The following is a 15,511-nucleotide window of genomic DNA, read 5'->3' on the forward strand; positions in this document are numbered from 1 at the left end:
ACCCCATGCCGAGTGACGCGATGCTCAAGGGAATGAATGCGCTCCACCGAGGGCTCCTCAAGGTCAGCGGCGGCCGCCTCGGGTGGACGGCCGCGAAGATGCCGGTGCTCGAGCTCACGACGACGGGGCGCAAGTCGGGCAAGAAGCGTTCCGTGATGCTCACCTCGCCGCACCAGGACGGCGATTCGCTCCTGATCGTCGCGTCACGAGGCGGCGACGACATCCATCCGGCGTGGTTCCTCAACCTGCGCGACGATCCCGCGGTCGAGGTGGCACTCGGGGGCAAGGAGGCCAAGCCCTACACGGCTCGAGTGCTGTCGTCGGAGGAGCGGGCCGAGCTGTGGGACAAGGTCACATCGGACTTCGCGAACTACGGCGGCTACCAGAAGAAGACCGACCGTGAGATCCCGCTCGTCTATCTCGATCCGGTCGAGACGTAGGCGAGGCTGCGGCTGCGGTCCTGGATGAACGGCCAGGCGAGCGCCACGCCGATCGCCGCCAACACGACCATGCCGACCGCCGCGGCGCCGTAGGCGACGGCTCGACCCGGGCCCTCGTAGAGACCGGCGATCACGGGGGCCGCGATGCCGGCCGTCAACGACTGCGCGGCGCCCATGAGGCCCTGCGCTCCCGCCTGACGCGCCTCGGGCACGGCCATGGAGATGGCGACGCCCGACGACGCCACGGTGATCCCGTCGGCGCAGGCATGCAGCATCGCGACGGCGAAGATCCAGCCGCCGGTCGGGAGCTGTCCGTAGGCGAACATGAAGGCGGCACCTGCGAGCAGGCCCGCGGTGCCGATCCGGAACGGCCCGATGCGCTGGGCCAGCCGTCCGCTCGTCGGCCCGAGCACCACGAGGGGGACCGCGAACAGGGTGATGCCGAGGTTGGCGAGCCAGTCGGTGGTGGCGAGGTCCTCGTGGACGACGTCCCACAGGGCGTCGAACGCGCCGATCATCAAGAAGACGGCGCTGCCGAGCACGACGGCACCGGCGACGACCCGATTGCGCAGCAGGCCGAGTGCGAGGCGCTGGCCGGTCTCGTCGGGGGTCTCCTCGACGGCGATCGCGAGGGCGAACGGGATGATGGCGATCGTGAGCGCGCTGACGACGACGAACGGCGAGGCGAGGCCGAACGGGCCCACCAACGCCGCACTGATGGCGGGGCCGCAGGCGAAGCCGAAGACGTCGGCACTGAGCAGCCGACCGAGGTTCTGACCGAGATTGTCGGGGTCGGCCAGGATCACGATCCGGCGAATGGCGGGCAATGACGCGCCGATGCCCACACCCGACACCAGGCGGCCGGCGAGGAGCGGGACGAGCGCCGTGCCGAACGCCATCATCAGGAGGCCCACCACGTTGGCCAGGACGCCGGCGATGATCAGCTTCCGGGCGTGGCCCCGATCGGCCAACGGCGCGATGAAGATCTGGGCCAGGAACGCAGAGATGAACCCGGCACCGATGAGCACGCCCAGCCAGGTCTCCGCGATCCCGTACTCGTCGCGATAGTCGCCGACCACGGTGAAGAGCACGCCGTAGCCCGACGCGAGGGCGGCCGAGAGCGCGGAGAAGACCCACGCCGGCGGGATGCGGCTGCGCAGCGACGTGGCGGTCTCGGACACCCGGGCAGGCTACGGACTCGCCGCGGCGATCGCCGCGATTTCCAGACGCCCGGACCACGCGGGCCTAGGCTCCGGCGATGGCGCAACGGTTCAGCGGCGGCTTCCGGTGGCTCATCGGCCTCATCCTCACGCTCCTGGCGCCGGTCGTGGTCGAGATGCTCGGTTGGAACGACCCGTGGGTGATCATCGTCCCGTCGGCGCTGCTCGGGGCGTTGTGTCTGTGGAACATCAACGCCGCGTACGCCCACTGGGTCAACGAGGCCGGTCGCTGGGACGTGCGGAGCTGGCTGTCGCATCACCTGACGCTCGCGGGCGCGGGCATCGCGGTCGTTGCCGTGGCCGCGCTGCTCATGGCCTGGTCATCGACCGACAACGTCCAGGCCGGTATCGCCTACGCGCTCGGTCTCTGGCTCGCCGGCACGGTGCCGGTCGTGCAGGTGGTCAGGGCGAAGCTGGCCGACATCGCCGACGCGTTCCCGTTCGCGCTCGCATGGATCCTCAACGCCCTCCTCATCGCCGGAACAACGGTGCTGCCGGCCGGGCTGCTCACGGGATGGGAGTGGTCCGGTCTCGCCGTCGGCGCGGTCGCCGGCGGGGTGTGGCTCGCGTTCGAGGTCGCCCGTCGGCTCATCTCGGTGTGGCCGTGGCTGGTCGGCGTTGGCGCGTTCGCGATGCTGCTGCCGATCGCTTTCGTGCTGTTCGCCGAGGCCGACCGCGTGCGATGGCCACTCCTCCTGCTCCTCCCGGTCGGGTTGGCGCTGGTCTCGGCCCGTCAACGTGGTCCGCGGCCGGTGGCCGTGGGTCCGACGCGGGCCGACCCGTGGAAGATCACCGCCCTCGCGGCAGTGGTGCTGTTGATCGTCGGCTTCGTCTGGTGGCTCGTTGTCATCGGCGACGACGTGTCGACGACCCTCGTGTTCGCCGGTGCCCTCGGCTCCCTGCTCTTCGGTGCGTCGCTCGTCACCCGCGGTGAGGGGCTCGTGGTGCTGGTGCTCGTCGGCCTGCTGATGGTGTGGGTCGTGCAGGACCACACCGGCCCACCGGCACCGATTCCCTCCGTGTCGTCGGACGCGGTGCTCGCTGCGTTCGGCGACTCGTATCTGTCGGGTGAGGGGATCGGCACGTTCTACGCCGACACCAACACGGGGACATCGGGCGATCCCGACCTCGCGATCGGCGGTGTGAACTCGTGTCGCCGCAGCGACGATGCGTACAGCCCGATCGTCGCGGCCGCGCGCGGCCTGGAGCTCGCGTTCTACGGGTGCTCCGGCGCGCTCGCGACGTCCGGCGGGTTCTCCGGTGCGCCCGACGACATCGAGACCGAGCGCGGCGTCAACTCCGTCTACGGCCAACTGCTGCGGTGGGAGGACGAACGGGGAACCGACAACGATCCCGAGCTCGTGCTGCTCTCGCTCGGCGGCAACGACGCGGGCTTCGCCACGATCGGTGCGGCCTGCTTCCTGCCGGGATCGTGCGACGACGCGCTCGATGCCGGGGCGACGCCGGCGCTCTCGGGGGTCACCGACCGGGTCGAGATCGCGCTCACCAAGGCGAGGGAGCTCTTTCCCACGTCACCGATGGTCGTGGTCGCCTACCCGCAGATGTTCGGGCCCGACGTCGACCGCTGTGGCGGTCAGGTGCCGTTCAACGGCACCGAGACCCGCGCGCTCCAGGGTTTCGTCGACGCCCTGAACCGGGCGGTCGGCGCGGCGGTCGAGCGGGTGGGCGACAGCGGGATCGTGCACTTCACCGGCGCGTCGACCTCCTATGAAGGGGAGCGGTTCTGCGAGGTCGATACCGGCGGCGCCCTGGTCGAGCCTGCGGCGATTCGGTCCCTCAGCTTCCAACCGACCGAGGGCGATGACCTCCTCGATCGACTCGTGCCGTCCAGGATCATCCACAACACCTTCCACCCGACACGGCGCGGTCACGAACTCGTCGCGGCGAAGCTCGTCGAATTCCTCGATCACGATTGCCACCTCGGAGCGGCCGACGGGTTCTGCGAGACCAACACCGCACCCGTGGCGGCCCCTGGACAGGCGCCGCCCATCGAGCCGAGCGGCCTGGCCGGTGTCGGCGGGCCGGCCGCTGAGGGTCCCGGTGCCGAGGTCGTCGCCGACGCGCCGGTCGGCGGCTGCGACGACCTCGAGTCGTTCACCCAGTGCACCCTCATCCAGAGCCTTCGTCTGGTGTTGGTGCCGATCGTGTTGATGGTGCTCGCCGGGCTGCTGCTCGTGCTCGCGGCCGGGCAGGGACAGCTCCTCGCCGTGGTCCGCAACCGGCTCCCGGGGCTTCGCCGAGTGATCCAGGCCACGCCGCTGGGGGAGGCGAGTCAGCGCCGACCGGAGGGTCCGCTACGTTGACGCGGGTGTCCCCGTTCCTCGCGACCGAATCGGCTCGCGACAACTTCGTCGAACTCGAGGTCGGGGTGGGATGGTGGGCCGGCCTTGCCGTGGCGATCGTCGCTCTCCTCGCCATCGACCTCTACCGGCACCGCGAGGATCACGAGCCGACGACCCGCGGCGCGTTCGTCGAGACGGCGGCCTGGATCACCGTCGGTCTCTCGTTCTCGCTCGTGGTCCTCGCCGGTTTCGGCGGGGCGGCGTTCGGTGAGTACCTGTCGGGCTACCTGATCGAGAAGTCGCTCAGCATCGACAACGTGTTCGTCTGGTCGATTCTCTTCTCCACCATGGCGATCCCGCTGCGGTTCCAGCACCGGGTGCTGTTCTGGGGCATCTTCGGCGCGCTGGCACTTCGGCTGGTGTTCATCCTGCTCGGCTCGGCGCTCATCCAACGCTTCGCCTGGATCCTCGTCGTCTTCGGCATCTTCCTCGTGGTCACCGGATTTCGGATCATCCGTCACCGTGACGACGAGGGTGAGGACGCGTCGACCGTCGGACTCGGCATCCTGCGACGGATCATGCCGGTGACCGAGACATTCGACGGTCACAAGTTCTTCACCGTCCACAACGGGATGCGGGCGGCGACGCCGCTGTTCGCCGCGCTCGTGGTGGTGGAGGCGACCGACGTGATCTTCGCACTCGACTCGGTCCCCGCGGTTCTCGCCGTCTCCAACGAGTCGTTCATCGTGTTCTCGTCGAACGCGTTCGCCATCCTCGGTCTGCGGGCCATGTACTTCCTGCTCGCCGATGCGCGTCAACGGTTCCACTATCTCTCGCATGCCCTCGGCGGCATCCTGATCTTCGTGGGTGCCAAGATGGCGGCGAGCCACTGGTACCACCTCGACACCTACGTCTCGCTGTCGATCATCCTCGGGATGCTCGTCGGAGCGATCGTGTTCAGCGAACGCAAGACCCGTCGCGAAGCGCTCGTCGGTTGAGATCCCGCTAGAACGGGGCGATGGTTTCCGCCGGTGCTCCCACCCTCACGCCCCCGTCGAGGTCCGCCCGCCTCGACGAGTTGGAGGCCGATCGCTTCGACGTGATCGTCGTCGGCGGGGGGATCACGGGGGCCGGTGTCGCCCGTGACGCGGCGGGGCGTGGGCTTCGGGTCGCCCTTCTCGAGGCCGACGACTTCGCGGCCGGCACGTCGTCGCGGTCTTCCAAGCTGATCCACGGAGGTTTGCGCTACCTGGCCAGCGGCGAGGTCGACCTGGTTCGCAAGACGGCACGCGAACGCGCCGCGGTGCACGCCATGGCCCCCCATCTCGCCGAGCCGTGCTGGATGGTGGTGCCGGCCCGCAACCGGGCCGCCGTCACGACCTTCCGGGCCGGGATCGGTACCTACGAGAAGCTGGGCGGGATCGACGGTGTCGACCGCCACGAAGTCTGGAAGGGCGCCGACATCACGGCCCATGAGCCGCATCTGCGCACCGACCCCTACCACTTCGCCGTCGCCTACCGCGAGTACCTGACCGACGATGCCCGGCTGGTGCTCGCCACCCTCCGGGCCGCGGTCGGCACGGGCGCGGTGGTCGCGAACCGGCTCCCGGTCGTCGGAATGCTCCATGGCCCCGACGGCGTCCGCATCGAGGGTGTCGTCGCCCGTTGTGCCCGCACCGATCGTGAGGTGAACGTGCGGGGCGCGGTCGTCGTCAATGCGGCGGGGCCCTGGGTCGAGGGGATCGCCCGGATGGAACAGGATCCCCCGGCGACCCCGTTGCACCTGTCGAAGGGCGTGCACATCGTCGTGCCGAGGTCCCGCTTCCCGGTCAACCACCTCGTGATCTGCAACACCCGCGACAAGCGGTCGATCTTCGTGATCCCGCGGGGCGACACCGTCTACATCGGCACGACCGACACCAGCTACTACGGCGACCGTCCCCTCTGGCCCGAGATCGAGCCCGACGATGTCGAGTACCTCCTCGATCCGATGACCCGCTACTTCGACATCGATCCGCTGACGCCCGACGATGTGATCGCGTCCTGGTCGGGCGTCCGGCCGCTGATCGCCCAGGAAGGCAAGGAAGCCAAGGAGATGTCGCGCAAGGACGAGATCACGGTGGGGCCGGGCGGGATGATCTCGATCGCCGGCGGCAAGCTCACCGGCTTCCGGCGCCTCGCCGAGGACGTCATGGACGTCGTCGCCCGCTCCCTCGACCGCCCCTTGGGCGCGGGCCCCGGTCTGGCCCGCGTGCCCGGTGGGGCCCCCGTCGACGCCGATCCCGATCGTCAGGCGACCCGCCTTCGGCGCCTCTACGGATCGGAGGCCCCCGACGTCCTCGCCCTCGGCGCGGGCCATCTGGTCGACGGTGAGCCGGTCGTCGTCGGTGAGGTCGACTGGGCGATCGACATGGAGGCGGCGACCACGCTGGTCGACGTCGTCTATCGACGCACGCGGCTCGCCTGGTACGTGCCGGCTCGTCGTGACGAACTGAGTGCGGCGGTGGCCGCCCGCATGGCGGAGCGCCTGGGTTGGTCGGCCGAGGAGCGGCTCGCCCAGGAAGCGGAGGTGCGCGCCCGGTTCGCCGATGAGCTGGCCTTTCGCGACGACGACCCATCGGCCCACGGAGAAGACGGAGACCCCACATGAGCCTGATCGACGACCTGGGCGCGGTGCTCGGGAGTGATGCCCTGCTGCTCGACGACGGCGACCGCGCCGCACGCTCGCGCGACACCTGGATGCGCTCGCAGATCCCGCTGTCGGCCGGCGAGACCGTTGCCGCGCCGGTGGCGGTGGTGGCCCCCGAGTCGACGGCCGAGCTGGCCGAGGCGGTCAAGGTCTGCCGCGCCCACGGCGCCCCGATGATTCCCCGCGGTGGCGGGTCGGGTGTGGTCGGTGGGGTGCTGGCGTCGGCCGATTCGGTGGTGCTGTCGACCGAACGCATGGCCGGACTCCGAGGGCTCTCGTCGACCGACCTCACCGCCACGTTCGGTGCCGGCACCAACGGTCTCGCCGCCGAGGAGCGGGTGCAGCAGGAAGGCCTCACCATCGGGCACTGGCCCCAGTCGATCGAGCTGTCGACGGTCGGCGGCTGGGTGGCGACCAGGGCATCGGGCCAGTATTCGACGGCCTACGGCAACATCGAGGACGTCGTCCTGTCGCTCGAAGCGGTGCTGGCCGACGGCACCGTCTACCGGGGCCGCGACACGCCTCGCGCATCGGCCGGCCCCGACCTGCGGCAGCTGCTGTTGGGTTCGGAAGGGACGCTCGGCATCGTGACCGAGGTGACGTTGTCGCTGCGGGAGCAGCCCGAACCGGGTGTGCGCCAGGCGTTCCACTTCACCGAGTTCTCACAGGGGCTCGACGCCATTCGCCGTGTGATGCGGGCGGGCTGGCGTCCGCCGGTCGTGCGTCTCTACGACGGTCGCGAGTCGTGGCGCCACTTCCGTGACCAGATGCCCAAGGGCCACTCGATGCTGATCTTCCTCCACGAGGGCCCCCCGGGACTCGCTCCCCTCGAGGCCGAGGCGGTCGCCGGGATCTGCACCGCCGGTGGCGGCGCAGCAGCCTCGGTGGAAGCGGTCGACGCGTGGTTCGCCCATCGCAACACGGTGCCGAGCTGGGACGAGTTGCTGACATCAGGGGTCGTCGCCGACACCATCGAGGTCGCCACCGACTGGTCCCGACTTCCAGCTCTCTACGACGCCGTCGTCGACGCCCTCAACGACGTGCCCGGCGTGGTGGCCGCATCGGCGCACTCGTCGCACGCCTATCGCTCGGGGGCCAATCTCTACTTCACGCTCGCGGCGACGCCCGGCGACGCCACCGAGTACGCCGCGACCTACGACGCCTGCTGGGACGCAGCGATGCGGGCGGCCGACGGCCTCGGTGCCGGCCTCGCGCACCACCACGGCATCGGGCGCGTGCGGCGCGACTGGATGCAGGCCGAGATCGGCGCTGGTGGGGTGTCGATGCTGCGGGCCGTGAAGTCGGCCCTCGATCCCGATGGCCTGCTCAACCCGGGCGTGCTGATCCCGTGAACGCGCGCAGTGGGCGGAGCGGTCGGCTGGTCGCCGGGCTCGATGTCGGCACGACGACGATCCGGTTCGGTCTGTTCGATCCGGCGTCGGGCGAACGGGTGGCCATCGCCCGCGAGACCCTCGACCTGTCGGTGCCGTTCGCCGGCGCGGTCGAACAGGATCCGGCTGCCTTCGTCGCGGCGACGCAGCGGCTGTGGGGATCGGTCCTCGCCGATGCCGGCGTGGTCGCCGGCGACGTCGGCGCGCTGGGCATCGCCAACCAGCGGGCGACGATCGTGTGCTGGTCGTCGGTCGACGGGCGGGCCATTCGGCCCGCGGTCGGCTGGCAGGACGCCCGCAGCGCCGGGGCCGTCGCCGAGCTGGTCGCCCAGGGGATTCCGGTCAACACCGCCGCGTCGTGCACGAAGATGCGCTGGCTGCTCGACAACGACCCGGCCGTCGCAGCGGCGGCGGCCGACGGCACCTTGCGGATGGGCACCGTCGATTCATGGATGACCTGGGCGCTGTCGGATGGGCAATCCTTCGTGACCGATCCCGGTAACGCGGCGGCCACCGGGATGTACGACCCCCGGGTCGGTGATTGGTCCGACGGCGCGCTCGAGCTCTTCGGGGTGCCACGAGCACCCCTGGCCGAGATCGTCGCGTCCGATGCCGATGCCGGCGCAGCCGTTCTCCTCGATCCGGCCGGTGGCATCGCCCTCACTGCCCGCGTCGGTGATCAGATGGCGGCCTGCGCGGCCCACCGGCTTGCCGAGGGTGAGGCGAAGATCACGCTCGGCACCTCGGCGATGCTCGACGTGCACGCGGGGCCCGAACCCGGCACGGCCCCGGTTGGCTGCTACACGCTTCCGTTGTGGCGACGCACACCGACCGGCGGCGCCGCGCCGGTCGAGGAGTTCATGTTCGAAGGCTCGATCACCACGGCGGGCAGCGTGGTCGAATGGCTCGTGCGCATCGGGATGCTCGACCGGGTCGACGCGCTCGACGCCGTTGCGTCGGAGGGGCGCCCGGGCGCAGTGCGGTTCGTGCCCGCGCTCGCCGGTCTCGGGTCGCCGCATCACGACCCGGGGGCTCGGGGTGAATGGACGGGGCTCGCCCTCGACACCACCCGACCCGACATGGTGCGGGCCGTGGTCGAGGGCATCGCCGACCGGGTCGCCGAGCTCGCGGTGCACATGGGGGTGCCGTCGCTCGCCGTCGACGGCGGATTGAGTCGCTCGCAGGTGATGGTCGACGCGCTGGAGCATCGGGGTCTCCACATCCGGCGGGCCGCCGACGACGAGGCGAGCCTGCGCGGCGCGGCCGAGATCGCCGCGTCGGCGCTCAGTCGATGACCGCCTGAAGGCCGATGACGGGGAGGTCGACCGACGTGGTCAGGCTGACGGTGCCCCACACCACCCAGGATCCGGCGGTGCGGTCGGTCCGCTGCCAGATCGTCCAGCTGGCGGTCGCCGATATCGGCCCCGGGTCGGAGGGTGATGGCGCGCGGGTGAAGGTGTGGATGCAGCGACTGTGCTGGTCGTCGGGTCCGGTCGGGTCCCATCGGGTCGTCGCGTCGTCGGTGCAGACGAGGCGGGCGCCATCGCCGAGATCCCAGGTGACGTCGCGAAAGACCGGGCGCACCGTCGCCCACACCGGGCCGGCCTGCGCCGACGCGGGGGCGTAGTCGAGTTCGCTGTCGACCGCGAACCACGAGGGAATGCCGACGATCTGGATACCGGCGGGCGAGGTCACGACCGACGGACGCTCGAACTCGATGCTGTCGAGTGCGTACCGGGCGGCTACCGGGGTGGTGATCAGCGGACCGGGAGGATCGACGATCGGGTCGTAGACGGCAACGAGCGGGTAGCCCGGGTAGCGGTCGTCCCACGGGTCGACGAACCAGCAGTTGTAGACGTAGGTGGCACCGACCTCGGGGTCGGCGATGCGCACCGCGTCGAGGGTGGTTCCGCCGATGACGAGCGTGAACCACGCGCAGTGGATGCGGGGGCCGTCGTAGGGGGCGCCGGGGGTGTCGGTCAGCTCGAGGGTTCCGGGTGCCGCGGCGGTGACCACCAGCGTGTTGTCGCTCCATTCCGTCGTCGTCTCCGACGGTGGCGGGTCGTCCTGGGCGGCCGCACCGCGCTCGGTCGGGACGAGCACGCCGATCAACCCGACCAGTACCAGTGGGAGGAGAGCGGTGCGATGTCGGTGCACGGTGGATCCTCCGTGGTCGGCCGTGGTGGGCTGCGTGGTGCTACATCCGGGTCAACGCCTCCAGGATGCTGGCGCGACTCCAACTTGCATGGTGGTATCGCAAGCCTGCCACGTCAAGGCCTTGGCTGGTGCGGTGGCCGCAATGGGTCCAGATGAGTACGACCAGGTCGCGGTCGGGGTCGACGGCGCCGGCCCAGTCGAGCGACGGTGGCTTCTTGCGCTCGCTCTCGTGCCATCGCAGATCCTTCAGCCCGAGATCGGTCGCGAGGCGCTCGGCCCAGGGTTGACGACGGCCGCCCACGATGTGGAGGACCTTCCCCTGTACCGTCGATCGCAGCCTCGACGCCACGTCCCCGTCCCGTTTCTCGCGCCACTCCTGGAAGTCGACGAGCTCGTCGAGCACCGTCCGGAGCCGCTCGACCGCGGTGTCGACCGCCTCGTCGGCACCGGCGGGCCAGCGCTCGCGAAGGGTGAACGCCAACTCGGTGGAGATGTCGGGATCGCCGAGCCCGGCGCTCTCCGCGGCGGCTTCGAGGAGGAGATCGCGGGCGATCGGAAGCGTCTCGTCCTGCTCGAAGAACAGGCGGGCGGTCGCGATCCGGAGCCGCACCTGGTCGAGGCGGGGCAAGAGCGAGCGGCCCCGTTCACCGAGCTCGAGGACGTCGTCGAGCTCCCCGGCATCGATGTGGTTCTCGATCGCTTCGCGCAGGTAGGGCGCCAGCGCCGCGGCGTTGATGTCCCAGGTGAGAATCTCCCGCAACGCGTCGTCGGGCATGCGGTGTGGGTCCGGCCAACGGGTGAGGGCGCGATCGAGCCAGGCGTCGGGGTCGGCGGGTGCACATTCGCGAGCGACGCGCAGCGCGAGATCGTCTCGCAATCGCAGGAACACCGATGGCAGCAGCCGGTCGAGCACCTCCTTGCCGGCCAGCTCGTCGAGGATGACCTCGGCGATCTCCCTCACCGCGCCATCGGGAAGGCGGGGGAGCTCGGCTGCGAGACGAGCCACGTTGGACTCGACTCCGAGGTCGATCTCGCGCAGCAGCGCGGCGACCTGTGTCGGAATGCTGAAGTGCAGGCCGGCACTGAGTCGTCGAAAGGCATCGCCGGTGCGGAACCGCGCCGGGTCGTCGAGCAGATCGATGACCACCTGGTAGTCGCCGATGTCGTAGGCGGCTTCGGCGGTCATCGATCGGACCACTGCGTCGTCGGGGGCGAGCGGGAGGATGTGGTCCTGGAGGAGGTTGAGCCACTGGGCGGGCTCGATGGCGTCGAGTCGTCGCAGGCGTTCGGCCAGTGCCTGCACCAGCGCCGGATCGGTGGCGACCGGCGCCGGCAACGCCGCGGCTTCGGCGGACGGGGTCGGCGCCGCCGGGAGCCTCGGCGGGGGAGGCGGTGAAGGAGCGGGAGCGGCGGCCTTGTGCGCATCGATCGCGAACGTGATCCGTGTCGAGAGCAGGGGCTCGGGCACGAAGGCCATGTCGATCGTGTGGGTGCCGGCGGCGAGTGGGCGGACGGGCACGTGGAGATAGTCGTCGTGGTCGGCGCGCTCCTTCTCGATTCCACCGACGACGGCGCCGGGCGGATTGGAGTCGACGAGGACGGAGTGGACGTGGTCGTCGCCGCCGGGGGAGTGGACCTCGATCACCGCGTTGGCGATCTCGCCGAGTTCGAGGCTGCGCTCGCGAACCTCGTGGCCGTGCGGATCGAGCACACGCACCAGACGGGCGAAGTTCGATTCGGCGTAGAACTGGTTACCCCGGAGGCGATGGACGACGTGGCGCCACGCCTCGCGCAACTCGTGGTCCGACCGTGGCGGCCGCAGCCCCTCGGCCGGCGCCCGCCAGGCGAAGTAGGGCGGCTGGGTCGGGTGCGGGCGCAAGGGCGCGATCAGTGCGTCGTCGTCCTCCACGACCGGCCATGGCCCGACCTTGATCGTGACCTGGAGCCCGTTGCGGGTTCGTTCGGCCGCGGTGATCGAGGCGTAACGGGCGGGGTCGACCTGGCTGTACGGGGAGTCCGACAGGATCACGATGGCACCTTCGCCGACCTCCACGTCGAGCCCGGGGGCCAGCCATCGTTCGGCGTAGACGATGTCGAACTCGGTGCCTTCGGGTGCGGAGACGAGCGCGACGTTCTGTTGTCGGTACTGCAGGATCCGTCCTGCCTTGAGCAGGTGGAGCAGCTGTGGTGCCTCGTCCGCCATGGCGGGAGGATACGGCTGGTCGCCCCGGGAGACCAGCGAGTCGTACGCTGCACGGATGGCTCGCTATCGACGTCGTCGGCCCAAGTCGGTTCGAGAGGTACTCGACGGTCTGGGCTTCGATCCCGAGACGATCGAGGAGGCCGAGGAGACCGGCACCGCCGAGTTGCTCGCGATCGACGGCCTGGTGCTCCCCGAACGAGGGAAGCTGACGCTGGCCGAACTCGCCGACAAGGTCGGTGCGGAGCCCGCCGCGGTGCGAGTGCTCTGGCGCAGCCTCGGCTTCGTCGAACCGGTCGAGGACGACCCGATGTTCACCAAGACCGATGTCCGGATCCTGCGCAACCTGATCGGCCTCACGAAGGCCGGGGCCGTACGTCCGGCGGTCGCGCTGCAGCTCGGGCGGGTCCTCGGGCAGGCGATGTCGCAGGTGGCGACGGCGGTTGTCGATGCGACCGAGGCCCAGGCCGCCGAGGCTCGCGACAGCGATGACGAAGCCGAATCCCCCTTCGCGGCCAGTGCCGGTGAGATCCTCCCGTTCCTGTCCGACGCGGTCGACTACACGTTTCGACGTCACCTCAGGGCCGCCGCTCGACGTCGCGTCGATCTGGCGATGCTCGTCGAGGGCACCGGCCAGGTCGTCGGCTTCGCCGACCTCGTCCGGTTCACCGAGCTCAGCATGCAACTCGCCGACGACGAGCTGGCCGAGGTCGTGGGCCGCTTCGACGACCTGGTCCATCAGGTGGTCGTCGAACACGACGGCCGCATCGTCAAGATGATCGGCGACGCGGCGATGTTCACGGTCGTCGATCCGGTGCAGGGCGCGATGATCGCGCTGGAGATGGCGGAGGCCGTTGCCGCCGAGGACGCCCTGGGAAGCGTGCGAATCGGTATGGCCTACGGGCCGATCCTGACGCGTGACGGTGATCTCTACGGGCCGGTCGTCAATCTCGCGAGTCGGCTGGTGGGAGTCGGCCGTGCCGGTGCGGTCAACGTGAGCCACGAGTTGCGCGACGCGATCGGCAGCGACCACCGGTTCGCACTGCGCAGCCTCGGGCCCAAACCGCTCAAGGGCATCGGGGATGCGCGGGTGTATCGCCTGCGTCCGGGTGAGGACTGGGGACTCGATCTACGGACGAGCGCTCCAGCCGCGGCCGCCGAGATCGCGGATCAGCTCCATCATCCGTGACGGGTCGCCGCTGGTCCCCGCGATGATCCGCTTGCGGATCGCCGACGAAACGGTGTCGATGAACACCACCACGGCGATGGTGATGATGAGCACGGCGCCGACCTGGGGGAAGTTGCGGAAGTTGAGCTGTGCGATCAGCTCCGAGCCGACGCCGCCGGCCCCGATCATGCCGAGCACGGCGGAGGCGCGGACGTTGATCTCGAAGCGGAACAGCCAGTAGCTGGTGATCTGCGGCATCACCTGGGGCAGCACGCCCCAGCGGACCCGTGAGACGAATGTGCCGCCGCAGGCCTCGACGGCCTCGACGGGACCGTGGTCGGACGACTCGATCTCCTCGCTCGAGAGCTTGCCCAGCGTGCCGATCGAGTGGAGCCCGATGGCGAGGGCGCCGGCCCACGGGCCGAGGGGCACGACCCCGAGGAGCACGACGGCGACGATCAGTTCGGGTACGGCCCTGATCACGTTGAACAGCTGGCGAATGGGCAGACGAACGAAACTCGGCGAGACGTTGTTCGACGCGAGGAACGCGAGTGGCAGCGACAGCGTTGCCGCGATGACGGTGCCGACCCACGCGATGTAGACCGACTCGAGGACCTTGCCGAGCACGCCCCGGTCGATCTCCGTGGCGAAATCGGGTGGCCACATCAGGCGGATGATCGCCCACGCATCGCCGGGGGCGGTGCGGAGCCGGGTCCAGGATGCGTCGAGTCCCGAGACGCCCCAGACGAAGGCCAAGCCGATCACCACAACCATCGCGAGGCGGAAGACCTGCGACCCACGCGGGGGAGCGGGTCGGGTGCGGGCCGCGGTGTCGGCCTGATCGGGCGGAATCGTCGCCGTCATCAGACGAGCCTCCGGCGGAGCGCCACGCTGATCTGCTCGATCACGAAGACGACCACGAATACCAGGATCAAGATGCCCAGGATCCGGTCGAAGCGGAAGAAGCTGCGCTGGGCTTCGATGATCCGACCGATGCCACCGGCGCCGACGAGACCGAGCACGATGGAGGCACGGATGTTGAGCTCGAACACGTAGAGCGCGTAGGCCACATACGACGGGAGAACCGTCGGCAACACGCCGGTGCGGACGGCCGGCACGTGACGGGCGCCCGCGGCCCGCGCGGCCTCGAGCGGCCCGGGATCGGCGCCGTCGATGGTCTCGGAGAAGAGCTTGACCATCACGGCGAACGAGAAGATGGACAGCGCCCACGACCCGGCGAACGCCCCGATACCGATCGCGGTCACCAGGATCTTCGCCCAGAAGAGATCGGGCACCGCGCGCACGATGCTCATGAGGATGCGGCTCACCCAGTAGGTGGGTGCGTTGGGGGTGGTGAGCCGACTCATGGCGAACGCGGCCGGGAGCGCGAGTCCGCAGCCGATCACGGTGGCGACGATCGCGATCTGGAAGGTCTCGATCAGCGGGTCGATCACGTTGCCGCGGTCGAGGACCCAGTCCCATGGGATCGGCCAGAACAGGCCCCAGAGCTTGTTGGTCCAGATGTCGATGAAGGTCGACCAGCGGAAGCCGACCTGGCGGGCGGTGAAGACGGTCCACGCCACGAGCGCAATGGCGACCAGATAGACGAGCGGATTTCGCCGCGGCTTCGTCGGACGCTGGGTTGCGCCGGGGGTTGTCGCCCCGGTCACTTGTCGTTGTCGGCGAGAACGTCGCCGGTGGTGATCGAGCGCCCGTAGATCTCGCGGAACGTGTCGTCGTCGACGTCGGCGATGTTGCCGTCGAAGACGAGCTCGCCGGCCCGGAGACCGATCAGGCGTTGGCCGTATTCCTGGGCGAGATCGAGATAGTGGAGGTTGATGAGGGTGGTGATGCCGAGTTCGGTGTTGATGCGGGCGAGGTCGCCCATCACCTGGCGGCTCGTCACCGGGTCGAGGGCGGCGACGGGTTCGTCGGCGAGCATG

At 69.9% G+C, this 15,511-nt stretch carries 13 protein-coding genes; 7 read left to right on the top strand and 6 right to left on the bottom strand.

The genetic code is table 11. From position 1 onward, the window contains the following. Positions 1–5: 5 nt before the first annotated feature. Complete coding sequence (locus R2707_14255) at positions 6–440, top strand: nitroreductase family deazaflavin-dependent oxidoreductase (GenBank protein ID MEZ5246260.1); 435 nt, start codon at positions 6–8, stop codon at positions 438–440. Here R2707_14255 and R2707_14260 read toward each other — a convergent pair. Continuing rightward, the gene (locus tag R2707_14260; protein ID MEZ5246261.1) at positions 416–1,621 is read right to left on the bottom strand and encodes an MFS transporter; all 1,206 of its coding nucleotides are present in this window, start codon (positions 1,619–1,621) and stop codon (positions 416–418) included. The genes R2707_14255 and R2707_14260 overlap by 25 nt on opposite strands. Positions 1,622–1,698: 77 nt before the next feature. Between R2707_14260 and R2707_14265 the strand changes: the two genes are divergently transcribed. The 5 genes from R2707_14265 to R2707_14285 are packed head-to-tail and all read left to right on the top strand — an operon-like array spanning position 1,699 to position 9,338. Continuing rightward, positions 1,699–3,984 carry an SGNH/GDSL hydrolase family protein gene (locus R2707_14265; protein ID MEZ5246262.1) on the top strand — a complete coding sequence of 762 codons (2,286 nt, stop codon included), beginning with the start codon at positions 1,699–1,701 and terminating at the stop codon, positions 3,982–3,984. Positions 3,985–3,989: 5 nt separating this feature from the next. After that, positions 3,990–4,961 carry a TerC family protein gene (locus R2707_14270; GenBank protein MEZ5246263.1) on the top strand — a complete coding sequence of 324 codons (972 nt, stop codon included), beginning with the start codon at positions 3,990–3,992 and terminating at the stop codon, positions 4,959–4,961. A gap of 20 nt (positions 4,962–4,981) precedes the next feature. Beyond that, positions 4,982–6,613, top strand: coding sequence for a glycerol-3-phosphate dehydrogenase/oxidase (locus tag R2707_14275; protein ID MEZ5246264.1), 1,632 nt, complete (start codon positions 4,982–4,984; stop codon positions 6,611–6,613). Beyond that, positions 6,610–8,004: an FAD-binding oxidoreductase gene (locus R2707_14280; GenBank protein ID MEZ5246265.1), complete on the top strand. Its 1,395-nt coding sequence runs from the start codon at positions 6,610–6,612 to the stop codon at positions 8,002–8,004. Before R2707_14275 ends, R2707_14280 begins: the two co-directional genes overlap by 4 nt. Next, positions 8,001–9,338 (top strand): FGGY family carbohydrate kinase, encoded by a 1,338-nt coding sequence (locus tag R2707_14285; GenBank protein MEZ5246266.1) that lies wholly within the window; start codon positions 8,001–8,003, stop codon positions 9,336–9,338. The genes R2707_14280 and R2707_14285 overlap by 4 nt, the downstream gene beginning before the upstream one ends. On the opposite strand, the gene R2707_14290 is transcribed toward R2707_14285, so the two are convergent. Together R2707_14290 and R2707_14295 are read right to left on the bottom strand one after the other, a co-directional pair. Then, positions 9,328–10,200 carry a hypothetical protein gene (locus R2707_14290; protein MEZ5246267.1) on the bottom strand — a complete coding sequence of 291 codons (873 nt, stop codon included), beginning with the start codon at positions 10,198–10,200 and terminating at the stop codon, positions 9,328–9,330. The two genes, R2707_14285 and R2707_14290, sit on opposite strands and share 11 nt — an antisense overlap. A 40-nt stretch (positions 10,201–10,240) precedes the next feature. Further along, positions 10,241–12,403 carry a hypothetical protein gene (locus R2707_14295; GenBank protein MEZ5246268.1) on the bottom strand — a complete coding sequence of 721 codons (2,163 nt, stop codon included), beginning with the start codon at positions 12,401–12,403 and terminating at the stop codon, positions 10,241–10,243. Positions 12,404–12,458: 55 nt separating this feature from the next. Between R2707_14295 and R2707_14300 the strand changes: the two genes are divergently transcribed. Next, positions 12,459–13,589, top strand: coding sequence for an adenylate/guanylate cyclase domain-containing protein (locus R2707_14300; GenBank protein MEZ5246269.1), 1,131 nt, complete (start codon positions 12,459–12,461; stop codon positions 13,587–13,589). On the opposite strand, the gene phnE (R2707_14305) is transcribed toward R2707_14300, so the two are convergent. The 3 genes from phnE (R2707_14305) to R2707_14315 are packed head-to-tail and all read right to left on the bottom strand — an operon-like array spanning position 13,530 to position 15,510. Continuing rightward, complete coding sequence (gene phnE, locus R2707_14305; GenBank protein ID MEZ5246270.1) at positions 13,530–14,432, bottom strand: phosphonate ABC transporter, permease protein PhnE; 903 nt, start codon at positions 14,430–14,432, stop codon at positions 13,530–13,532. The two genes, R2707_14300 and phnE (R2707_14305), sit on opposite strands and share 60 nt — an antisense overlap. Beyond that, a complete protein-coding gene (phnE, locus tag R2707_14310; GenBank protein ID MEZ5246271.1) occupies positions 14,432–15,238 on the bottom strand; it encodes a phosphonate ABC transporter, permease protein PhnE in 807 nt (268 codons plus the stop codon). Before phnE (R2707_14310) ends, phnE (R2707_14305) begins: the two co-directional genes overlap by 1 nt. After that, positions 15,235–15,510 carry a hypothetical protein gene (locus R2707_14315; GenBank protein ID MEZ5246272.1) on the bottom strand — a complete coding sequence of 92 codons (276 nt, stop codon included), beginning with the start codon at positions 15,508–15,510 and terminating at the stop codon, positions 15,235–15,237. The genes phnE (R2707_14310) and R2707_14315 overlap by 4 nt, the downstream gene beginning before the upstream one ends. Position 15,511 lies beyond the last annotated feature (1 nt).

The organism is Acidimicrobiales bacterium, assembly GCA_041394245.1.
Classification (GTDB): Bacteria; Actinomycetota; Acidimicrobiia; order Acidimicrobiales; family Aldehydirespiratoraceae; genus JAJRXC01.